Genomic DNA, 21701 nt, shown 5'->3' with positions numbered 1-21701 from the left:
AATACTCCGGTAAACAGTTTTGTTTGCCGGAGTTTTTTGTTATCTGCATCTATTAATAAATCTTAGAAAAAATTTCAAGCGGACTTTTACTCAATATCAAAGGCACTGAAAAAGAAATTTCGCCATACCAAATTATAGTATATCAAACAACGGAGGCTCTGTTATTGACTTCCAAGTTTCAACACTGCCATGCCAGTATGCTTTTTCCATATCAGAATCAGGGGCTGTTATACACATCACAGAATCGGAAACAGGGTCTAACATACTCATCAGGGGTTGAAGGGCATTTTTCAACTGTTCTAATTCTTTCACTGAAAATTTGGGAGCTAAATGCACCGATTTTTGCAAACGGGAACATCCTTTTTGGGTCAATAGTTTTGAAATTTTTTGGCGCAACTTGTCATTGCTGATATCATAACTTATAATATAATTATTCATGCTTGTTTTTTTTCAGGATTAAACTGACTGTTTTTAATACAGTTACACAAAGAATTATGACCACCAATAGTTGAAGAATACCACCCATAGGGATAATTGGCAACCATAAACTATAGTTGTTGTCGCCATCTTCGTTTTTACGAAAAGGATGGTGTGCGTCTAACTGCATTAGTTCTTGTTGGTTTAGGTCTTGTGGATGGTCAAAATGTCTTTGTGTTGGAAGGAATATAAGCGCATCAGAATCTGGTGTTTTATATATCCAGAACCTAACTCCTCCTCTTCCACTGCAAGCACCTCTTCCGAACAGTTCCTGTTTAAAATTGTCCATACAAACTGAACCAACTCTAATTCCGTCTTGTGGCGGATTCTTAATTTTTTGAAAAGTACTGTCTGTTTGGTTAGAAGTACGGTATTTTTCATCCCAATCAATTGTGTCTGCTTCTGTTGTCCGGACGGTATCGTCTTCATTCGAATCGAAAAAAGATTCAAAAAAAGTTCTTAACCAGCTATTAGGTTGTTTCACCTCAGTTGTGTCTCTTACTTCTGAAACAGGAGGTTTTACAACGCCGGGAGAATGTTCGCTTGCATAAATTTGGTTAACACTAATACCCAACCACAGCAAAATGTTCAAACCATAGTTATTAAATGAGGACATAATTGGTAATCTTACTTTGGTGATGAAATAAATTATCGCCTATATTTATTAACCAGCACTAACTATAATTGTCATTTTAACATTCTATTCATTTAGATTTATGTCCATGAAAATCTCAACCTAAATTTTGTTACCCTATATTTAAAATCGTTTTAATTGTTTTATGATTTTTAATCCAAATCCTGATGTTCCGGTTTAAACTGTTTGAGCATAGTGGCAAAACGGTAAGCATCCATTTGAATATGTGTAATCCTCTTCCGGTTTTGTTTTTTATAAAACACCATTTGTTCTGTAAAATTCAGAAAAGAAGATATAACTACATTTTTTGACCTTCCGTTAAGTCTTACACCTTCAGTTTCTGAATGATCAAAATCTAATCCGGCATCTAACCTTCCATTTCTGCAAAGCATAATAGCCGTTTCATCTGCCCATTGGCGGTAAATTTCTACAAAATCATAAGTCATAGTCGGTTTGTTGTATTCATCGGCATGAAGTATGCCACAATAAGGATCTATTCCTGCTTGAATCAAGGCTAAATACACCATTGAATAGGTCATGCCATACAGATAGTTAAGTAGGGAGTTAAAAGGATCAATAGCCGGATTCCGGCTGCGGTTGGTATAAGCAAACTCAGCGGGGAGAAGAGTTGCCAAAGATTTAAAATAGTATTTAGACGCATTACCTTCCCATCCCCGAAAAGTTGCTAAGGTTTTCTCCCAGTTATTTTCTTCGGGAAAAGAAAAATACTTCCATTGTTTAAAGCGGTTTTCCATGTTTATCAAAATTTTTTGACTTAATGTAAACTGATCTTTAAATTCTCTTGGGCAATCTTCTGATTTCTCAAATTTATAAAGTAACTCCAACTGATGTTTTATTTTCTGCATCATTAAATGTTGTAACCAAATCAATGCATCCGGATGAGTACAAAACAGTGCCTGATTTTTTCGGATTGTGGCTATTGACCCAAATTGGCCGCTCCAAACCTGACCTTCGGCCTGTCCAATAGAATTGAGTAATAAAACCGGAATTTGACATTTCAATGCTAACCAAAGTGCTCCTGTACTGACGACAACCCCTTTCGTCAGGTATATTGCACGAATACTCCTTACTGCAAATTGAACAGGTGCTTCAGAATTTTTTGTTCTTACCAAAAACATTCCATCTTTTACGCCCAGATAAGAGCCATAACTGTCAATAAATAATTGCATTTTTTTGAGGTAAATTTTCCAGGTTTATTCTAAATGAGGAGTTTAAGTGGGATGAAGTACTTAAAAGAAGCGGATATTTTAACTCAAATATACTTAAATCTATTGGTGTATTAGATGTATTTCTCTTTTTTTAGCAGTCATCCTGCAAAACCTGCCAGGACTTTATGATTTTTCTTTGCAGATTTGATTTTTGATGATGACATTTGCAGGGCTGTTTACAATATTTAACTTTAGGTTAAAGTTTCTTAAAAAACATAAAAAAATGATAAAAACAAACCTGATTACAGGGTTTTTAATGTTTGTGCTTTCCTTTAATGTCGCGCAAAGTCAGGATTTAAACCTTGCCAAACTCGATAGTCTGGTAGATTTGCTTGCTATGAGCAACAAAGCCTTGGGAAGTGTTGCCATTTCCAAAGAAGGTAAAATACTGTATTCAAGAGCAATTGGACATATCGGCACTCAAAACGGAAAAAAAAAACCGGCTAATATCAACTCAAAGTATCGCATTGGTTCAATTACCAAAATGTTCACGGCTGTGATGATCATGCAATTGATAGAAGAAAAAAAATTGACTTTAAACACCCCTTTGAGCAAGTTTTACCGGAAAATACCCAATGCAAAAAAAATAACAATCAGCCATTTGCTAAAACACCAAAGCGGGATCTTCAATTTTACCGGTGATCCGGAGTATCCGACTTATATGATGTATCCTCATTCGGAAAAAGAAATGGTTTCAATTATTTCTAAACCTGATCCGGAATTTGAACCGGGAACAAAAACTTCATACAGCAATGCCAATTATGTTTTATTAGGTTTTATTGTTCAAAAACTCACTAAAGATTCCTATCAACAGGCTTTGTCCGAAAGAATTACTTCTAAATTAAGACTTCGGAATACTTATTTTGGCAATAAAGCCAACCTCCAAAAAAACGAAGCACGTTCCTATAAATGGCAAATGAATGATTGGCAAATAGAGCCCGAAACTGACATGAGTATTCCACACGGAGCCGGAGCAATTGTATCAACTCCAACCGATTTGACCAAATTTATTGAGGGTTTGTTCAACCATAAATTGGTAAAAGAGAGCAGCCTGAAACAAATGATGAACATGACAGACGGTTTGGGCATCGGTATGTTTCAGTTTCCTTTTGGTGAAAAAAAAGCTTTTGGTCATAATGGAGGCATTGATGGGTTTGCTTCTACTTTGGGTTATTTTCCGGACGAAAAAATAGCCATTGCTTATTGTACAAACGGACAGGCATATCCGATGAATGACATCCTGATCGGATTGCTGAGTATTTATTTTAATCAGCTTTACAACCTGCCCAACTTTAAAACTATAGAAGTTCCACCGGCTTCCTTAGATCAATATACCGGTGTTTACAGCAGCAGTCAAATACCTCTTAAAATAACTGTAACTAAAGAAAAGGATGCTTTAAAAGCACAAGCAACCGGTCAGCCGGCTTTTACCCTTGAACCTGCTGCGAAAGATGTGTTTAAGTATGACCCTTCAGGGGTTGTGATGGAGTTTCTTCCGGATAAAAATCAAATGACTCTAAAACAAGGCGGAGGAGTCTTTTTATTTATAAAAGATTAGATTAGAGGGGTGTAAGGCTATTCGTCCATGTTTTTGGTAGGCTTAAACTTATAACCAACCCCCTTAAGGGTTTTAATGTATCCTTTGCCCAATTTTTCGCGAAGTTTGCGAATATGTACATCAATAGTCCGATCATTGACAATCACATCCGTACCCCATACTTTATTTAGTATTTCTTCGCGATTAAATACTCTTCCGGGTTTGGAGGCCAGCAAATACAAGAGTGCAAATTCTTTTCTCGGAAGCTCAATCGGTTGGCCCTTCATGGTCAGGGAATGTGTAGTTTTATTGATGATTAAATCAGAAACCTTCAAGATTGCTTCCTCATCATCCGTTGTTTCAACTTTTTGAAAGCGACGCAAGAGTGATTTTATTTTACTAACTAACAAACGGGGCCGAATGGGTTTGGTGATATAATCATCAGCCCCCAAATCGAGTGCCATGACCTGGGTAAATTCCTCGCTCCGTGCAGTCAGAAATACGAGTATGGTATCTTTCAGTTCAGGCAACAATACCATTTCTTTGCAGGCCTGCATCCCATCCAATTCGGGCATCATGATGTCGAGAATGATAAGCTGCGGAACATGCTTTTTGGCCATTTCTATAGCTTTCAATCCATTAGGGGCTGTAATTACGGTGTAATTTTCTTTTTGCAGGTTATACCTGACAAACTCCAGTACATCGGGTTCATCATCGGCAATGAGAATCTTAATTTCGTTTGGTTCCATTATTTGGGATATTTGTTGATGATTAGCTTTTTTTACCCATTTTTGCGCTAATAAATCAACATATTCATTTTTTATCCTCCACTAAATTCAGGACAAATACTTTCCAACTATTGGCATCCTTCTACCCACTCCAAAAGCTTTTGACGACACCCTGAGTATTGGGGGTGTTTGATGCCGCTTAAATTCATTGATATTGACCAGTCTTAAAGTTTTTGCCACTAATGCTTTGTCAAATCCCATTGCAATAAGTTCATTTGGGCCTTGTCGTTTTTCAATATATTGATACAATACCTGATCTAATTCGTGATATTCCGGTAAAGAGTCGCTGTCTTTTTGATTAGGTCTGAGTTCAGCAGAAGGCGCTTTCACCAACACATTCGCGGGTATGATTTCTTTTTCACGATTGATATACCTGCATAAAGCGTAGATTTCCGTTTTGTATAAATCACCAATTACCGAAAGCCCTCCGCACATATCGCCGTATAAAGTACCATAACCTACGGCCGTTTCACTTTTGTTAGAAGTATTCAGGACAATGTATCCAAATTTGTTTGAAAGTGCCATCAGGATATTTGCCCTTATTCTTGCCTGTATGTTTTCTTCAGTAACATCAAAGGGCTTGCCTTCAAACAAAGGACCTATGGAGTCCATATAACTTTGATACATATCCCTGATCGGCACTATTTCATAAGGGCTACCTAAGTTATTTGCTAAATGAATGGCATCGTCTATCGAGTGATCGGATGAATACTGAGAAGGCATCAATACAGAACGCACATTATCTTTCCCCAAAGCATGAACTGCAAGTGTAAGGACTAAAGCAGAATCTACACCTCCGGACAATCCGAGGATGGCTTTCTTAAATCCAAGTTTTGAAAAATAATCCTTAATGCCCAATACCAAAGCGCCGTAAATCAGTTCTATTTTTTGCTTGGGTTGTTCTCCTGTTTTATCATTCGACAATGCAACCGGAATATTGTTATCCGGTAATTCATAATAACGCAAAGCTTCTTCGAAATAAGGTAATTCATCAATTATGTTACCGCTTGCATCCATCACCAGAGACCCACCGTCAAAAATCAACTCGGTCTGTGCTCCAATGCAATTTGAGTAAAAAATTGGCAAATCATACCGCCCGGCATTTGCTTTAAGTGTATGGATGCGCTCATTTGCCTGATTGAAATGAAAAGGCGATGCTGAGAGGTTTATCATCACATCGGGACGTTGTTTGACCAATTCATCCATCGGACAGATTGGGTAAAGAGGGTTTTCGTTGCCCACGTTCCATATATCTTCACAAATTGTCAAAGCTATCCGTTTACCTTTAAAAACAAAAGTTTCAAACGTTGTGGAAGGCTCAAAATACCGGTATTCGTCAAAGATATCATAAGTTGGCAGCAAGGCTTTGTTCGCAATATGCAAAACTTCGCCATCTGAGATAAAATAGGCAGAATTAAACAAATCTTTTCCCTCTGTTTTCGGATTTACCGTTGGGCATCCTACAGCAACGGCAATCCCTTTACTTTGTGCTTTGATTTTTTCCAATACCCCGTGGCAGCGATTGATAAAATCAGAAAATTCAAGAAAATCGCGGGGAGGATATCCACATACCGCTAACTCACTGAATACTATTAAATCCATCCCGTTTTGACGGGCCTGATCAATAGCTGCTAAAATTTTAACTGCATTGGAATCAAAATTTCCAATATGATAGTTTTGTTGTGCAATTGCAATCTTCATATTAAAACTTGTGCCCGCAAAGATAAAACGAATGAACAACAAGCAAGCAAAATTTTTTGTGTAAAATTTACACTTTGACAGATTCCAACTAACTATAACCTAAAAGAAGTTGAAATGGAATCTTAAAAAAAACAAAACTGCACAACCTGATCTGATTTTTGACCAGATAAAACTAATTATCCGATTCTTTAGAGAGGAAAACTGAGTAACTTATACTCAATCAGGTTTTTAAAACCTCCGGATTAAATTGAAAATAAAGACTCTTTTTTCAAAATCAGTTCAGGTAATTTTTTTTGCAGACGATTAAAAAAAACTTCCATCAAAGTACATTATCTCAATAGTTCGTTAAAATAAGTGAACTATACTCATAATCTACCTTTACTAAATTTAATAAAGTTTGGTAATCAATATGTCGGCATAACCTTATTACCTTAGTAACCGAGTACTTTCTTATTATCAAAACCTTATTACCTTATTCCCATAATAATAAGATACTATGTTAGTTTCAAAGGGAATTGATAAATTTTTTTAGGATTTTTTAAAAAAGTTTTAATTTTGCTGTTGGAAGTTGTGACTATTCGTTTAGGACATAGCTATCCTGTGTAGCAAGAGTTAATTCTCTTGCTACTTTTGTTTTGTATGAACACTTACAATATATACGCTAAATCTGTTTACCCGTTGGTAATTTTAGATAGCGTTATTATTATGCAAACGTATTTGCATTTTTAGAACTTGCACTGTTTTCTTTTTTACAGGCAATGTGCAAGCTTATTCGATTTGGCAGTAGTAGCTTCTACCCGTTTTTGATGGTAATGACTATCAAAATCTTTTTTGTTTTTTTCCATGGAACACATTAAACAGAGCAGTTTCCTGCTTGCAGCCGTGATGCCTTTCATTTTTATGCCACTCTTGTCAGTTATTCGGTCAAACAAGTCTTTGATAGGCATATTATACCTTACTGCTGATAGTGCCGGCATATAGAGTGCTGCTCTCAAAAAACTATTTCCGTGCTTTGAGATGCGTTGTTTGCCTTTAAAAGTGCCGGACTCTCTTTGTACTATATCAAGTCCTGTGTACTTGGTAACTTGCTTGGCATTGTTAAAATTCTTAAACAAATTAGTTTCAGCCAGCACAATCGTAGCCGTGATGCGCCCAATACCCCGGAATGCTGACGGCACGCTTAACTGCCTCTAACAATGGCTTGTGTTTACTAACCAATAGTGCCATTTCTTTTTCTACCGCCTCTATCTGTTTTTGTAGGAGATTGACAGACTCTTGATTTCGTCCAAGCGTTGATTTAGAGGGCATGGAAGACCTTAGCATGGCATGTGTACGATTTTTCACGACTGTTTTATCCGCTATTAACCGACCATGTTCTCTGCAAAGTTGTTTGAGTTCGTACACCTCTGCTGATGGCGGCTCCCAACGGGCTAAGGTCTTCTCAAGCCCATTTTAACAAGTAAGCGGGCATCTATACCATCGGTTTTTGACAATACATTTTCCGATTTTTTGTATGCCATCGCTCTACTGGGCAATACAACAGTTACAAAAGCTCCTGACTTGTCCAAATAATAAGCCAGATCCTCATGGTAAATGCCCGTAGCTTCCATCACAAAAACACGGTTAGTACAGTCTGGGTGGGTGAATTTAGTAACATACGCTAACAAGGCTTCATGACCCTGATCATCATTGGCAAAGGTCTTTTCCTCTCCAATATGTACCGTTTCCTCTATAGGCAGTTTGTATCCAATACGAACCGAATGGCTCTTAGAAGATACATCTATGCCAATAACTTCTTTTTTTGTGGCACTATTCTTTTAGCACCCAAGTTCTCAGTTCCTTTTTTCTTCATCTTATGCAAGATTTAAAGTGAAAAAATGGGTTAAACTACCTAATACCTCACTCCAACCATCCTCGCATTTCTATCCGAGATTATGCTTTTTCATCCTTTAGATGATCGATATCTCAAAATACTATTCGGTCTTCTGAACAGGATTGCGATATATCTTTGTGTTTGATTATCAAGGTAATAATGCCTCTCCTCTTTCCGAGCTTAACCCACACATAATAGCACTTCTATCTTAAAAAGCACTACTTTGCATCTATCGGGCAAACATACGAGGTAATAAGGTTGGAAAATTACTTGATGACATGTTGTTACAAAGGTAATAAGGTTTTGAACCAATATTAAAATGACCGTAATTTTGACATCTCTGATTAATATTGTGAGTTATCAATAAATCAGCCAACATTTTTGATCTCATATATTTGAGCTGTTATGCCGCTTCACTTTTAACGAACTATTGTTATCTTGCAGTAGGAGTGAAAGGCGAACTGGTTCAAAGATTTTACCATGACCAAAATACTAATTGAAAATTATTCACCACAATGGGCAGAAACATTTCAACAACTTAAAACAGTTTATCTCCAAAATTTGGGCAATCTTGTTTCTGATATTCAGCATGTCGGCAGTACTTCTGTGGTAGGATTGGCTGCAAAACCCATTATAGATATTGACATCATCATTGATGACCCCAAAAAATTAGATGCGGTAATTGAAAAACTTGCTGTCCTGGGTTATGAACATCGGGGTGATTTGGGTATAAAAGACCGGGAAGCATTTAAGCGAAGTTCAGAACAAACCCCTTTTGACGGCTCATTCAGGATTTGGGAAAAACACCATTTATACGTTTGTCTTTTAGGCAGTATCAGTTTAAATAATCATTTGGCTTTCCGTGACTTTTTAAGAAACCATGCGGACAAAGCCAAAGAATATGGAGCACTGAAAAAGAATCTGGCTCAGAAATATCCTTTTGATATAGATTTATATGTGGATGGTAAAACCTCGTTTATTATCAATATTCTCCAGTTAGCCGGATTTGTTCAAACAGATTTAGATGATATAGTAAAGTCAAATACTATCCCTTTAAAGAAGTAACGGGAAAATAAATTTTGGGTTTTCAGATTGTTTTAGGTGTTTTTCTTTGTATTCGGTGTAATTTTAATTTTCAATAATTCTGAAAATAATTGATGATAGTCGGTTATTTTTTAAATAAAGTATATCTTAGCATTTACTTTTGAAAAACCAATTTTTAAATAAGAAATAAATTTAAAATATAAGTCTGGTTGTTTAACACGTTCAATAATTTATAGCTGTTTTTTGGTTAATTCTAAGATTGGGTCATTTAATTCTGATGATTAGCAAAAGATTGAAAGTAGAATTTGTTTTTTTGTGAATGATAGAGTTAGGCTACGTATTTCCTAAATGCAAATAGCGATTTCACCTCTTATAAATACTTAATGTCAAATAATACTAACCTTCTAAAATGCAAACATCATGAGTAGTTTTTTAAAAATCATCAAATGGGCCGGGATAGCATTAGCAATAATAGCTATTTTTTTTATTGTATTTGTGCAACTTTCCTGGAATAAAAAATACGATGCGCCATACCCTGAAGTAAAGGCAAGTACAGATTCGAGCCTGATAGCAAGAGGGAAATACATAGTTTACGGGCCTGCACATTGTGCGACATGTCATGTATCGAAAGACAAAGAAACTGAGGCTGAAAACGGGCTTGAAATTCCATTAACCGGTGGTCGGGAATTTGACTTACCAATTGGAACCTACTATAGTTCAAATCTTACTCCCGACCCCGAAACAGGAATTGGAAAATTAACTGATGGAGAGATAGCACGAACCTTGCGACATTCAGTTGGAAGTGATGGCAGAGTGATTGTACCCTTTATGCCATTTCAGGGATTAAGTGATGAAGATTTAACAGCCGTGATTTCTTTCTTGCGTTCACAGGAACCGGTAAAAAATGAAGTTGCTAAAACTAAACTGAATTTATTGGGAAAAGCAATATACGCTTTTGGGGTTTTAAAACCTGAAGGACCTAAAAGTGATCCTCCCCAAAAAATAGCCATTGATTCAACTGTAGAATACGGCCATTATATCGCCAACTATGTGGCTAATTGTGTGGGTTGTCATACGGCAAGGGATATGAAAACAGGAGAATTTATTGGGGAACCATTTGCAGGGGGGCTAATGCTTGAACCAGAACCGGCTAATAAAAATTACGGGTTTATAACACCCAATCTTACTCCGGATAAAGAAACAGGCATTATGGCTCATTGGGATGAGGCAACATTTATCAAACGATTCAAAGCAGGTAAATTGCTGCCGGTAATGGGAATGCCTTGGGGATCTTTTTCAAGAATGAATGAAGTGGAGTTAAAAGCAGTCTATCGCTATCTTCAATCTTTGGAACCGGTTAAAAACAAAATTCCAAAGGTTGTTTTTGCTCCCGGAGAAAAATTCCCACATTAACTATTTTCTTATCAACAACTTATTCATAAGCCGGTTTTAAAAATTCTTTTGTAAAAGCTAAAATGTAATTGTTAAAATAGCATTAAACAAAACAGCATTAAAATGGGGTTAGATTTTGAAAACAAACTAACAATCAGAAGGATAAACCCGGCTGAAAATATCCCTTACGAGTTGCTTTTAATGGCCGATGATGCTGTGGAAGCAATTGATAAATATATTTATCACTCGCAAATCTTTATTTGTGAAATTGACAACCGACAAATTGCCTTATATGTGTTGAAAATAAACAACGATCAAACTGCCGAAATTAAAAACCTTGCGGTCATTCCAGAATTTCGGGGTTTTGGCATCGGAACTTTTCTGATCAACCATGCGATAGAAAATTTAACAAGCAAAGGAATCAAGACATTATTTGTCGGAACCGGTGAAACTTCTGAGGGCCCTTTAAAACTATACCGGAAACTTGGCTTTACAGACTATACTGTAATCAAGGATTTTTTTATAGACAATTATCCAAGACCAATTTACGAAAACGGAATATTGCTGAGAGATATGATTGTCCTAAAAAGAGATTTGTCTCTAAAAGATAGCACTATAAAGTAAAACTATTAAAAAAACTTGTCCGATATTTGTCTCTAAAAGATAGCACTATAAAGTAAAACTATTAAAAAAACTTGTCCGATATGACTTTAGTCATAAAATCTCACTTTTATACCGGCCTATCTTTGTAAGGAAATCAGTAATGCCCAAAGACAATTCAAAAATCACGATAAAAGAAGACATTACTACCAATCACTAAATATTTAACACATGAAAAAGATTGCTATTTTTCTAAGCCTTGTAATTTTCTTAGCTGCATGTGGAGGTGGGCAAATGACCCCTCCAAATCAGCCTACTACTATTAAAAAGACAAGTTCCTCTCCTGAAGACGATATGCTTGCACAAGGAAAAGGAATCGGAGAAGTTAAAAGTGTTGAACTCGGAACGCCTCTTGATCAGGCAAGGGTGGGTCGGGGTAAATCAATTTATGATATGAAATGTTCGGCCTGCCATAAACTAACCGCAGAGCGGGTGGTTGGCCCCGGCTGGTTAGGGTTAACAAAAACCCGAAAACCGGAATGGATAATGAACATGATTACCAATGTGGAAGTCATGCTCGAAAAAGACCCGGAGGCACAAAAGTTGCTGGAATTGTGTCTGACCCGTATGCCCAACCAAAACGTTTCAATCGGGGATGCCCGCGATGTGCTTGAATTTATGCGACAGGTTGACGGGGAAAAATAGAGTTTGAATGCCCTAATCTTTTCAAATCATTTCACTACACTCAAACTAAATATTTTCCAAATACCCTTTAATCCTGCTACTGTTCAACCATTTTTTAACTATTCAAATACTTAAACGACTGAATTATGAAAAATTCATTTTCGATGAAGCAATGGCTGATAGGCTCGCTTATTTTTGTAGCCATATTGGCTTTCGCAATAAACGGTTGTAAACCCCAAAATATGGCAACAGCCGTTACCGGGGATGCAGCAAGTAAAGTTTATGTAGCTCCCGGTAAATACGACGAATTTTACAACTTTGTTTCCGGTGGTTTTAGCGGTCAAATGGCTGTTTACGGACTGCCCTCCGGCAGATTGCTGAAAGTTCTTCCCGTGTTTTCAGTTAACCCCGAAAGTGGTTATGGGTATAGTGAAGAATCAAAACCCATGCTTAATACTTCACATGGTTTTGTTCCCTGGGATGACCTTCACCACCCAGAACTTTCTCAAACAAATGGTGAAGTTGACGGCCGTTGGATTTTTGGCAATGCAAACAATACTCCTCGTATTGCCAGATTAGACCTGAAATCTTTCAAAACAGCCGAAATAATCGAAATCCCCAACAGCAGTGGAAACCACTCTTCGCCGTTTATTACCGAAAATACAGAATATGTGATTGCCGGCACGCGGTTCAGCTATCCTATGGACAACAAAGAAAGCAATCCCGATGTGTCAATTGATACCTATAAAGACAACTTCAGGGGCACAGTTTCTTTTGTGGGAGTTGAAAAAGAAACCGGACACATGGATATCGCTTTTCAAATATTGTTGCCCGGGGTGAACTTTGACCTGAGCCATTCAGGAAAAGGTCCTTCAAGCGGTTGGTTTTTCTTTTCCTGCTACAATACCGAACAAGCCTATACTTTATTGGAAGTAAACGCTTCGCAAAAGGATAAAGACTTTATCATGGCGGTTAACTGGAAAAAAGCTGAAGAATATGTAAAACAAGGTAAAGGCAAAAAACAAAAAGTTCGTTATGCGGTGAACAGATTTGATGAACACACACATACCGCCACTTCTACTATTAAAGAAGAAGTTTTGGTTTTAGACCCGAAAGAATTGGCCGACATGGTCTATTTTATTCCTTGTCCCAAATCTCCGCACGGTTGTGATGTAGATCCTACCGGACAATACATTATTGGTAGCGGAAAACTGGCAGCGACAATCCCTGTATTTTCATTTGCAAAACTGCAAACAGCCATTCAGGCTAAAGATTTTGACGGCGATTTCGATGGTATTCCGGTTGTAAAATACGAATCTGCATTATATGGTGAAGTTAAAAAACCAGGACTTGGCCCGCTTCATACAGAGTTTGACGGCAAAGGAAATGCTTATACTTCTTTCTTCGTTTCTTCCGAAATCGTCAAATGGAATATCGAGAAACTGGAAGTTTTAGACCGCGTACCTACTTATTATTCAATTGGTCACCTTTGTGTTCCGGGCGGCGATTCTCAAAAACCGTTTGGCAAATATGTGATTGCATACAACAAAATTACCAAAGACCGCTATTTGCCCACAGGACCGGAGCTCACCCAATCAGCGCAGCTATATGACATTACCGGCGATAAAATGCAGTTGTTGCTTGACTTTCCGACCATCGGGGAACCCCACTACGCACAGGCATGTCCGGCAGATTTGATTGCTAAAAACTCGCTCAAAATTTTTAAAATTGAAGAAAACACGCATCCCCGCGCTGCTAAAGGCGAAGGTCAGGCCAAAGTGGAACGAAACGGCAACGATGTGCATGTTTATATGACTTCCATACGTTCTCATTTTGCTCCCGATAATATAGAAGGGGTTAAATTAGGCGACAATGTCTATTTTCATGTAACCAACTTAGAGCAAGATTGGGATGTTCCTCACGGATTTGCAGTTAAAGGTGCAAACAATGCTGAATTGCTCATTATGCCCGGCGAAACTCAAACCCTGAAATGGACACCCGACAGAGTTGGAGTGTTCCCCTTCTATTGTACCGACTTTTGCTCGGCACTGCATCAGGAAATGCAAGGATATTTGAGGGTTTCTCCGGCAGGCTCAAAAGTAGAACTCAAATATTCAATGGGTAAAACCGAAAAACCCGAATAAATCTTTTTCTAACTGATTATTATGACGAAGAACAGGGCTGAATAAGTAGTAATTTCTCTGCAACCTTGCGGGTGAAAACAAGCCCGCAAGGTTTTTTTTCTAAAAAAAACATTATGCACAAACTAACTATAGTTGCCCGAATAATCGTAGCTGTTGCTGCACTTTTATTAATAGCCACCTATTTTTTACCGGTATGGAAAATTCAACTTTGGGCACCTCAATATCCGGAAGGGTTGGTGATGAAAATTTGGTTAACCGATATTTCCGGAGATGTCAAAGTTATTAATGGTTTGAATCACTATATCGGAATGAGAACCATCGAAAAAGAAATGTTTCCGGAATTTACCTGGCTACCTATCATTATTGCCGTTTATATTGCACTTGGTTTGGCAGTCAGTTTGTTTAACCGGTTCAGAGGATTGGTAATTTATGCAGCACTGCTTGTAATTGGTGCTGCGGTTGCTATGACCGATTTTTATTGGTGGAGCTACGACTACGGGCATAATCTCAACCCTGATGCGGCCATTGTTGTACCGGGTATGGCATATCAACCCCCGCTTTTAGGTTATAAAGTGTTACTCAATTTTACCGCTTTATCTATTCCCGATACCGGAGGATGGGTCATCACCATTTCCGGAGTGCTTGTTTTTTTGGCATTGTTTTATGAAATTTACGTATCTCGCAAACACCGCTTCAATACTAAAAATGCGACGGCCGTCATTTTGGTGTTGAGCAGCTTGAGTATCTTTTCTTTTACCGCCTGCGAAGTAAAGCCAAGACCCATCAATTTTGGAAAAGACTATTGTTCTGTTTGCAAAATGACGTTGATGGACAAACGGTTTGGCGTTGAAGCTGTTACAAATAAAGGCAAAGTGTTTGTTTTCGACGATTTGGTCTGTGCTTCAGAATGGATTAAAAACGACAAAGCCAGGTATGACAATGTTGCTTTATGGCTAACCGTTGATTTTACCCAAAACGGAAAACTGATTGAAGCCACAAATGCACATTACCTTCACAGTTCCGAGTTTAAAAGCCCTATGGGTTCTAATACAGCCTGCTTTGAGCATCAGGCAGATTTTGACAAGGAGAAAAACCTGACCAATGGCGAGGTTACTTCATGGAGCAAAATCATGAAAACACGACAACTGAAATAAGGATTAGAGTTGTTGTTCTTCTCTTACACTGCATGTTTTCGACCCGGATTTTTTGATGTTTTACTTTTATCTCCATGCAAACAGCTAAATTAATTTTCGGACTTCCGGTTATTTTAATTTTCTTTTGCAGCATCGCTTCTGCACTATTCCCTTTAAATGCCGCAACGCATACAGTTTGTCAGGATTGCCCGTTAAACCAATTGCAAAATGCGCTCGATTTAGCAGAGGCCTGTGACACCATTCTTGTCAAAAAAGGAATTTACCAACCTGAAGTACTGGAAGTTAAAAAATCTATCGTTCTTATAGGTCTGGATTTCCCTGTATTGGATGGACAAGAAAAAAACGAATTGATAGCCATAAAAACCAACGATGTAACTATTTCGGGGTTTGAAATTATCAATGCTCCCTTTTCAAGTTCAAGAGAACTGGCAGGCATTAACGCCTACAATGCTTCCAATATTCACATCACCAATAACCGGTTTAGCAATACCTGTTTTGGGATTTACCTGGCTAATGTTGCGCATTGTACCATTGAAAATAATTTTCTGACCTCCAACAGCGAAATTGAGTTAAACGCCGGCAACGGAATACATGCGTGGAAATGCGAACACCTGCTCATTAGCAACAATGAGGTAACCGGACATCGGGATGGAATTTATTTTGAGTTTGTAACCCAATCTCAAATTACCGGTAACCATAGTTATGAAAACCTGAGATATGGTCTGCACTTTATGTTTTCACACGAAGATGAATACCGGAACAACAGTTTTGTCAATAACGGAGCCGGAGTTGCTGTGATGTACACTAAAAAAGTAACCATGTTAAACAACCGGTTTATCCACAACTGGGGAGACAGTGCTTATGGATTATTGCTGAAAGACATTACCGACAGCCATATTGAAAACAACTTGTTTGACCAAAATACCACCGGAATTCAAATGGAAGGAAGCAGCCGGATTGTGATTACCCACAACACTTTTTCTTTCAATGGTTGGGCAGTTCAGTTACAGGCAAGCTGCGACAACAACAATTTTTCAAAAAACAATTTTAGCGCTAACACTTTTGATATAGCCACCAACGGCACTTTGGTACTCAACGAAATCAACCACAATTATTGGGACAAATACGAGGGATATGACCTGAACAAAGATGGAGTTGGAGATGTGCCCTATCGCCCTGCAAGTTTATATGCCATGTTGGTTTCTGAAATGCCATTTACCATTATGCTGTGGCGAAGTTTTGTAGTTTATCTGCTCGACCGCATGGAAAAAATTATTCCGAGCATCACACCAGAAAGTTTAATAGATTCTAAACCTTTAATGAAACCGGTAAAACATGATCAGCATAGCACAACTCCATAAAACTTTTGGCAACCTGAAGGTGCTTAAAGACATCAATATAGCCTTTGACCAAGGGCAGGTTGTTGCGGTCATAGGCCCCAACGGCTCGGGCAAAACCACTTTTATCAAATGTCTGTTGGGAATGGTGATGCCCAATCAGGGACAGATTTTTTTTAACGGGAAAATCATCAACAACGACTGGAGTTATCGAAGCCAGATTGGATATATGCCTCAGATTGGCAGATATCCTGACAATATGAAGGTCGGACAGTTATTTGAAATGATGAAAGACATTCGCCACAACAGTACCGGCAACACACAAACAGACGAAGATTTGCTCAAATCTTTCAACATGGAAAGCATCTTTCATAAACCCATGAGAACTTTATCGGGAGGAACAAGACAAAAAGTAAGCGCATGTCTGGCATTCCTGTTTAACCCACCGGTCTTGATTTTGGATGAGCCTACAACCGGCCTCGACCCGCTTTCGGCCGAAATATTGAAACTTAAAATCGCCCGTGAAAAGGAAAACAACAAACTCATCCTGATAACCTCTCATATCCTGAGCGATCTGGATGAATTGGTAACCGATGTAATGTACATATTTGAAGGAGATGTGTTTTTTTACAAACCCCTCGAAGAATTAAAAACAGAAACCGGCGAAGAAAAATTAGGCAAAGCCATCGCAAAAATTATCAAACAAGGACATCAAATTTTTCAGGCCTGATTGCCGGTGCACACAAACCAAATTTAAAACTTAAAGAATGTATAAATATGGAAACTTCTGTCATCAAACAACGAACGATCGGTGAAATAGTTGCCGAAAACTACCATGCAGCAACCGTATTTGAAAAACATCAGATTGACTATTGTTGTGGAGGCAAAAAAACGCTAAATATGGTATGTCAGGAACGGGGCTTGGATCCGGTAAAGTTGCAAAAAGAAATAGAAGAAACCAATCTCCCTTCTGAAATGCCGCCTTCACAAAATTCTTCAAAATGGAGTTTGGCTTTATTGGTCAATTATATTGTCGAAGCACACCACCAATACATCAAAGAATCTATTCCGGTCTTGTTAAAAAATTTAGATAAAATAGCTTCAGTGCATGGTAAAAATCATCCCGAATTGTTCATCATTCACGAGATATTTAAAACCTTAAGCGTTGAACTATCCGAGCATTTACACAAAGAAGAAACTGTTTTGTTCCCTTATATCATTCAGTTGGTAAAAGCCGAAACAGAACATACAAAACCCGAATTGCCGGTTTTTAACACCATTCAAAATCCACTCAGAATGTTAGAAACTGAACACGATGTTGCCGGAAATTTGATGTTCAACATCAGAGAACTCAGCAACCGGTATTTTCCTCCTGCAGATGCCTGCACAACCTATAAAGTAACCCTGTTGAAACTTCAGGAGTTTGAAACAGACCTCCATCACCATGTTCATCTGGAAAACAATATCTTGTTTCCAAAAGCTGTGAAACTGGAAGAAAGTCTGAGAGCCAATCCCTAAAAGGGACTGCCTGACATTTTTTTACTGATTTTTGAGGACTAAAGTTGAAAACCTGACCTAAATGGGGGCAGGTTGAACAGCTTTTTGCAACTTTACATCCGGATTCTGTTTGGAAAAAAAGATAATAAATGGGAAAAATCATCAAATACGTACTGTACGATATACTTCAAAATAAAATCATTATTGCCTACACGCTGTTTTTATTAGTGGTCAGTGTCAGTATGCTGAGTTTGGAAACTGATCCGAATAAAGGTACACTCAGTTTGCTTAATATTATTTTAATCGTACTCCCTTTGGTGAGTATTGTGTTTGCAACCATTCATTTTTACAATTCGTATGAGTTTATCGAATTACTGATAGCTCAACCGCTCAAGCGCAGTAAAATATTGTTGAGCCAGTTTTTGGGAGTTTCTATTGCCTTGCTTTTGGCTTTTGGAATAGGGGTGGGATTGCCATTGGTAATTCTTGGTTTTAATGAAGCCGGTACTATGTTGCTGCTTTCCGGCGCTTTATTAACTGTAATATTCACATCTTTAGCTTTTTGGGCCTCCGTTATCACAAACGACAAAGCCAAAGGAATAGGAATTTCGCTGCTGATCTGGTTTTATTTTTCCCTCATCTACGATGGGTTGGTCTTGCTTTTATTGTTCAGTTTCAACGATTATCCCCTCGAAAAAGCGGTCATGCTGTTTACCGCCTTAAATCCGGTTGATTTGGGACGAATCATGATTCTGCTTAAATTAGACATCTCTGCTTTAATGGGATATACAGGAGCCTTGTATAAACAGTTTTTTGGAAGCGGTTACGGAACCATGATTTCAACTGCGGTCATGTTAATCTGGGCGGTAATTCCCATTGCTTTTGCAGTAAGAATTTTTAACCGGAAAGATTTGTAATCCAAAGAACAGGTAAAGAAAGTAGCTGCTTTGATTAAACGGATAAGTAACTAACTTAGTTGTTTTATGGAAACAACCCTGTAAACAGAAAAGTGAAATTAGTACTTGATTTTCAGTTACTGAAAATTAAGAAGAATCAATTCCAATAGGGTTGTTTGGCTTATAAATATGATGCGGAATGCAAATTCAAATCTAATAGTTGCAAAGAAAATACAACCTGAAAACATGTAATTCTAACTCATGTCAATCAAAACAAATCCAATTTAGGCAGGTTAAACACCCCCTTCCCCATCAGGAAAAGCCAATTTTAAATCAATTTTATTAAAAAAGGAAATAAGAAACGAACCGTTTCTTACTTCATTCTTCTTTAAAATTATAATTTCCCTCTTTAAAATTGACTTTTCCAAGGATAAAATGTAAATTCTTTCCCCTAAAATGTCAATTAAAATCTTACCAATTGAATTTTGCAAAGTTTTTGAAATCAGAAATGAACCGTTTCTTACTTCGTTCTTTTTTAAAATTATAATTTCCCTCTTTTAAATTGCAATTTTCACTTTTAAAATTGCAATTTTCACCTTTAAAATTGCAATTTTAATTGACAAAAAATACATTTTTTTTTTGGTTTGATTACTAATGTATCTGGTGTCTTTTTGAGAGAGGCGGTTCAAAATGAAAGCAAGGTCAGGCATTTTGAGGTATGCCTCCCGGTTTTTTGATGCAGGGTTACCAATTCTTGAAGTTGACAAACTTTGTTTACTTCAAATGCTCCATTTAAGTTGATTAGCCTTGTCTATGACAAACTCATTATTCTCCCACGAAGCAAGTAAAAGGAGGCGGTTGGGGATTTAGGGGTAAAAAAGGGTTGTTCATACAGGAACTAAGCCCTAACTTTGAAGCAGCAGTCAACAAATATATTATTTCTATTCGGGTATATCGTCTAAAAGTTCTTTCAACTCCTCATCCGATATATTATTTACTTCTGATTTATCATAAATAGCAAGCAAATAAAGCGTTAAAGCCACGACCATAAAATGGGTAACAATGCGTGCTCCACTTCGTTTCCCGCCGCCCTTTGATTGAATACTTAACCGAATTTTTATAGCAATTTTTCCCAAGCGATACCCCTTAACTTGGATATTCTGCTAATTTTACTACAAGTTCAGAAAACTCATTTTTCAAAGAAGGGTATTTTTTTACCAACCTTTTCAACTCTTTTCTAAACTTAGGAACGGCAATAATATTATAACTCATTTAACAAATCTTGTATAGTTATGCCGGTAAGTTTACCTTCCTGTATCATTTTTAGCTCCTCAACTGCCTTTTTAATGTCGCCTATTGTTTTTGCCTTTGCTTCGGTAAGGGGTTGAATTTTAACATAAGGTAAACTTTTAAGAACTTCCAATAGCGAATTAGCTTTGTTATCTTTAATTTCAAGCAAAACTTTCATGGTTTTTTTTTAAAAAAACAACCATTTATGCAACTTTGTTCTTAAACAAATTAAACACTTTTTTTTAATATTTATCTTCGATTGTTCTCTAATCCGGCGGCACGACCTCACCATTAAACCCGACTGCATTAAACAACTTTTTTCAAAATAGCAATTAAAAACGGTATTGACAACATTGAATACGCCTACGATGCCAATGCCTATATGATTCATTGATGCCAACAAAGGCATCATTCATGATACAATACAACGCGCATCAACCTGCATGAGACCATTAACCACTTCCAAAAATATACTCTGCCAACTTACCCTGCACCATCTCAACTTAAATATAGATTGGATGTTATCAATTCTAAGCATCCTTTCAAATATTTTTTCCTCTCCATTAATCCTGTTCAGTAAATTAGTAGGGAAAAGTGTTTGTTGGTTTGTTAAGTTACCTTTGTGGTTGTTCCGCTTGATTTTTTGGTAGGTATCCGGAAAAAAATCACATCCTGAAACTCAGATTATACTATGATCTTCAAAGGCTCAAACATTGAAATCATTGATTTTTCGGACGAAATCTGCGAACCGATTAAAACATTAAACTACGAATGGTTAGAAAAATATTTTCAAGTAGAAGAGGGAGATGTACGTTCGCTTTCTAACCCTAAAACTGAAATTATTGATAAAGGAGGTTTTGTTTTTTATGCAAAACTGAACCATGAAATTGTTGGCACTGCTTCACTTCTGAAAAAAACGGATCAGATTTTTGAATTGGGGAAAATGGCAGTAACAGAAAAAGCACAAGGTTTCGGAATCGGAACGCTTTTGTTGGAACACTGTTTAAAAATTGCAGGACAAATTGGCGTTCAAAGGCTCATTTTATATTCAAATACTAAACTAAAGCAGGCAATTCATCTTTACCGCAAATACGGGTTTGTTGAAGTTGAATTGGAATTAGGGCTCTACGAAAGGGCTAATATTAAAATGGAAAAGCGCTTATAACTTCAGCAGACTGAAGTTAAATCTGCCTTGATATCACAAATTTGGTGTTTTGTAATTTTTTGTGTTTTGGACAAAATCTCAGAAGTTTGTCGTTTAGAAACATGGGGGATTTTTGAAAAATTATACCTGCGTCTGTTTCAGTTACTGAGCAGTTTTATGCTTGCTGCATTTATTTTCATCCCAAAAACATCACAAAAAATTCCAAAAATTGCCGGAAGGCCCAAAGAGTTTTTAGGTTCAATGAATCCAATGTTTTAAG

General features: G+C 37.4%; 22 protein-coding genes and 1 pseudogene. 13 read left to right on the top strand and 10 right to left on the bottom strand.

The window, feature by feature from the left end; all coding sequences use genetic code 11:
- Positions 1–132: 132 nt before the first annotated feature.
- The 3 genes from cas2 to cas1 form a co-directional block, all read right to left on the bottom strand.
- Complete coding sequence (gene cas2 / locus IPM47_10015) at positions 133–438, bottom strand: CRISPR-associated endonuclease Cas2 (GenBank protein QQS31221.1); 306 nt, start codon at positions 436–438, stop codon at positions 133–135.
- Positions 431–1093 carry a hypothetical protein gene (locus IPM47_10010; protein ID QQS31220.1) on the bottom strand — a complete coding sequence of 221 codons (663 nt, stop codon included), beginning with the start codon at positions 1091–1093 and terminating at the stop codon, positions 431–433. Before IPM47_10010 ends, cas2 begins: the two co-directional genes overlap by 8 nt.
- Positions 1094–1263: 170 nt before the next feature.
- Positions 1264–2301 carry a CRISPR-associated endonuclease Cas1 gene (cas1, locus tag IPM47_10005; protein ID QQS31219.1) on the bottom strand — a complete coding sequence of 346 codons (1038 nt, stop codon included), beginning with the start codon at positions 2299–2301 and terminating at the stop codon, positions 1264–1266.
- Positions 2302–2563: 262 nt separating this feature from the next.
- Between cas1 and IPM47_10000 the strand changes: the two genes are divergently transcribed.
- Entirely contained in the window at positions 2564–3898 is a 1335-nt protein-coding gene (locus IPM47_10000) for a serine hydrolase (GenBank protein ID QQS31218.1), read from the top strand.
- A 17-nt stretch (positions 3899–3915) separates the two neighbouring features.
- On the opposite strand, the gene IPM47_09995 is transcribed toward IPM47_10000, so the two are convergent.
- From IPM47_09995 to IPM47_09975, 5 genes are all read right to left on the bottom strand, one after another.
- Entirely contained in the window at positions 3916–4626 is a 711-nt protein-coding gene (locus IPM47_09995; GenBank protein ID QQS31217.1) for a response regulator transcription factor, read from the bottom strand.
- A gap of 87 nt (positions 4627–4713) precedes the next feature.
- Positions 4714–6366: an NAD+ synthase gene (locus IPM47_09990; GenBank protein ID QQS31216.1), complete on the bottom strand. Its 1653-nt coding sequence runs from the start codon at positions 6364–6366 to the stop codon at positions 4714–4716.
- A 749-nt stretch (positions 6367–7115) separates the two neighbouring features.
- Positions 7116–7544 carry an IS110 family transposase gene (locus IPM47_09985; GenBank protein QQS31215.1) on the bottom strand — a complete coding sequence of 143 codons (429 nt, stop codon included), beginning with the start codon at positions 7542–7544 and terminating at the stop codon, positions 7116–7118.
- Positions 7489–7689, bottom strand: a complete 201-nt coding sequence (locus tag IPM47_09980; protein ID QQS31214.1) for a hypothetical protein — start codon at positions 7687–7689, stop codon at positions 7489–7491. Before IPM47_09980 ends, IPM47_09985 begins: the two co-directional genes overlap by 56 nt.
- A gap of 107 nt (positions 7690–7796) precedes the next feature.
- Positions 7797–8156, bottom strand: coding sequence for a transposase (locus IPM47_09975; GenBank protein ID QQS31437.1), 360 nt, complete (start codon positions 8154–8156; stop codon positions 7797–7799).
- 563 nt (positions 8157–8719) lie between these two features.
- Here IPM47_09975 and IPM47_09970 point away from each other — a divergent pair.
- The 10 genes from IPM47_09970 (at position 8720) to IPM47_09925 (ending at position 19008) form a co-directional block, all read left to right on the top strand.
- The gene (locus tag IPM47_09970) at positions 8720–9304 is read left to right on the top strand and encodes a GrpB family protein (GenBank protein ID QQS31213.1); all 585 of its coding nucleotides are present in this window, start codon (positions 8720–8722) and stop codon (positions 9302–9304) included.
- 399 nt (positions 9305–9703) lie between these two features.
- Positions 9704–10696 (top strand): cytochrome C, encoded by a 993-nt coding sequence (locus IPM47_09965; protein ID QQS31212.1) that lies wholly within the window; start codon positions 9704–9706, stop codon positions 10694–10696.
- 102 nt (positions 10697–10798) lie between these two features.
- Positions 10799–11299 (top strand): GNAT family N-acetyltransferase, encoded by a 501-nt coding sequence (locus tag IPM47_09960; protein QQS31211.1) that lies wholly within the window; start codon positions 10799–10801, stop codon positions 11297–11299.
- Between the two features lie 207 nt (positions 11300–11506).
- A complete protein-coding gene (locus IPM47_09955) occupies positions 11507–11980 on the top strand; it encodes a c-type cytochrome (protein QQS31210.1) in 474 nt (157 codons plus the stop codon).
- A 143-nt stretch (positions 11981–12123) separates the two neighbouring features.
- Positions 12124–14103 carry a Sec-dependent nitrous-oxide reductase gene (nosZ, locus tag IPM47_09950; GenBank protein ID QQS31436.1) on the top strand — a complete coding sequence of 660 codons (1980 nt, stop codon included), beginning with the start codon at positions 12124–12126 and terminating at the stop codon, positions 14101–14103.
- 113 nt (positions 14104–14216) lie between these two features.
- A complete protein-coding gene (locus IPM47_09945; GenBank protein ID QQS31209.1) occupies positions 14217–15257 on the top strand; it encodes a nitrous oxide reductase accessory protein NosL in 1041 nt (346 codons plus the stop codon).
- A 74-nt stretch (positions 15258–15331) separates the two neighbouring features.
- Positions 15332–16618, top strand: coding sequence for a nitrous oxide reductase family maturation protein NosD (locus IPM47_09940; GenBank protein ID QQS31208.1), 1287 nt, complete (start codon positions 15332–15334; stop codon positions 16616–16618).
- The gene (locus IPM47_09935) at positions 16593–17324 is read left to right on the top strand and encodes an ABC transporter ATP-binding protein (GenBank protein ID QQS31207.1); all 732 of its coding nucleotides are present in this window, start codon (positions 16593–16595) and stop codon (positions 17322–17324) included. Before IPM47_09940 ends, IPM47_09935 begins: the two co-directional genes overlap by 26 nt.
- 47 nt (positions 17325–17371) lie before the next feature.
- Complete coding sequence (ric, locus tag IPM47_09930; protein QQS31206.1) at positions 17372–18112, top strand: iron-sulfur cluster repair di-iron protein; 741 nt, start codon at positions 17372–17374, stop codon at positions 18110–18112.
- Positions 18113–18240: 128 nt separating this feature from the next.
- Entirely contained in the window at positions 18241–19008 is a 768-nt protein-coding gene (locus IPM47_09925) for an ABC transporter permease subunit (protein ID QQS31205.1), read from the top strand.
- Positions 19009–19928: 920 nt separating this feature from the next.
- Here the strand turns inward: IPM47_09925 and IPM47_09920 are convergent.
- A pseudogene (locus tag IPM47_09920) lies at positions 19929–20259 on the bottom strand (hypothetical protein).
- Positions 20249–20455 carry a hypothetical protein gene (locus IPM47_09915; protein QQS31204.1) on the bottom strand — a complete coding sequence of 69 codons (207 nt, stop codon included), beginning with the start codon at positions 20453–20455 and terminating at the stop codon, positions 20249–20251. Before IPM47_09915 ends, IPM47_09920 begins: the two are co-directional and overlap by 11 nt.
- 513 nt (positions 20456–20968) lie before the next feature.
- Between IPM47_09915 and IPM47_09910 the strand changes: the two genes are divergently transcribed.
- On the top strand, positions 20969–21442 hold the full coding sequence (locus tag IPM47_09910; protein ID QQS31203.1) for a GNAT family N-acetyltransferase: 474 nt from the start codon (positions 20969–20971) through the stop codon (positions 21440–21442).
- Between the two features lie 66 nt (positions 21443–21508).
- A complete protein-coding gene (locus tag IPM47_09905; protein QQS31202.1) occupies positions 21509–21700 on the top strand; it encodes a hypothetical protein in 192 nt (63 codons plus the stop codon).
- Position 21701: the final 1 nt, after the last annotated feature.

Source organism: Sphingobacteriales bacterium, assembly GCA_016700115.1.
In the GTDB taxonomy this organism is placed as follows: Bacteria; Bacteroidota; Bacteroidia; order Chitinophagales; family UBA2359; genus UBA2359.
The sequence above is the reverse complement of the archived record's forward strand: the minus strand, read 5'-3'. Positions and strand labels throughout refer to the sequence as shown.

Excerpts from the sequence above, each read along its gene's own strand:
- cas2 (QQS31221.1), bottom strand. The coding sequence starts at position 438 with ATGAATAATTATATTATAAGTTATGATATCAGCAATGACAAGTTGCGC.
- IPM47_10010 (QQS31220.1), bottom strand. The coding sequence starts at position 1,093 with ATGTCCTCATTTAATAACTATGGTTTGAACATTTTGCTGTGGTTGGGT.
- cas1 (QQS31219.1), bottom strand. The coding sequence starts at position 2,301 with ATGCAATTATTTATTGACAGTTATGGCTCTTATCTGGGCGTAAAAGAT.
- IPM47_10000 (QQS31218.1), top strand. The coding sequence starts at position 2,564 with ATGATAAAAACAAACCTGATTACAGGGTTTTTAATGTTTGTGCTTTCC.
- IPM47_09995 (QQS31217.1), bottom strand. The coding sequence starts at position 4,626 with ATGGAACCAAACGAAATTAAGATTCTCATTGCCGATGATGAACCCGAT.
- IPM47_09990 (QQS31216.1), bottom strand. The coding sequence starts at position 6,366 with ATGAAGATTGCAATTGCACAACAAAACTATCATATTGGAAATTTTGAT.
- IPM47_09980 (QQS31214.1), bottom strand. The coding sequence starts at position 7,689 with ATGCTAAGGTCTTCCATGCCCTCTAAATCAACGCTTGGACGAAATCAA.
- IPM47_09970 (QQS31213.1), top strand. The coding sequence starts at position 8,720 with ATGACCAAAATACTAATTGAAAATTATTCACCACAATGGGCAGAAACA.
- IPM47_09965 (QQS31212.1), top strand. The coding sequence starts at position 9,704 with ATGAGTAGTTTTTTAAAAATCATCAAATGGGCCGGGATAGCATTAGCA.
- IPM47_09960 (QQS31211.1), top strand. The coding sequence starts at position 10,799 with ATGGGGTTAGATTTTGAAAACAAACTAACAATCAGAAGGATAAACCCG.
- IPM47_09955 (QQS31210.1), top strand. The coding sequence starts at position 11,507 with ATGAAAAAGATTGCTATTTTTCTAAGCCTTGTAATTTTCTTAGCTGCA.
- nosZ (QQS31436.1), top strand. The coding sequence starts at position 12,124 with ATGAAGCAATGGCTGATAGGCTCGCTTATTTTTGTAGCCATATTGGCT.
- IPM47_09945 (QQS31209.1), top strand. The coding sequence starts at position 14,217 with ATGCACAAACTAACTATAGTTGCCCGAATAATCGTAGCTGTTGCTGCA.
- IPM47_09940 (QQS31208.1), top strand. The coding sequence starts at position 15,332 with ATGCAAACAGCTAAATTAATTTTCGGACTTCCGGTTATTTTAATTTTC.
- IPM47_09935 (QQS31207.1), top strand. The coding sequence starts at position 16,593 with ATGATCAGCATAGCACAACTCCATAAAACTTTTGGCAACCTGAAGGTG.
- ric (QQS31206.1), top strand. The coding sequence starts at position 17,372 with ATGGAAACTTCTGTCATCAAACAACGAACGATCGGTGAAATAGTTGCC.
- IPM47_09925 (QQS31205.1), top strand. The coding sequence starts at position 18,241 with ATGGGAAAAATCATCAAATACGTACTGTACGATATACTTCAAAATAAA.
- IPM47_09915 (QQS31204.1), bottom strand. The coding sequence starts at position 20,455 with ATGAAAGTTTTGCTTGAAATTAAAGATAACAAAGCTAATTCGCTATTG.
- IPM47_09910 (QQS31203.1), top strand. The coding sequence starts at position 20,969 with ATGATCTTCAAAGGCTCAAACATTGAAATCATTGATTTTTCGGACGAA.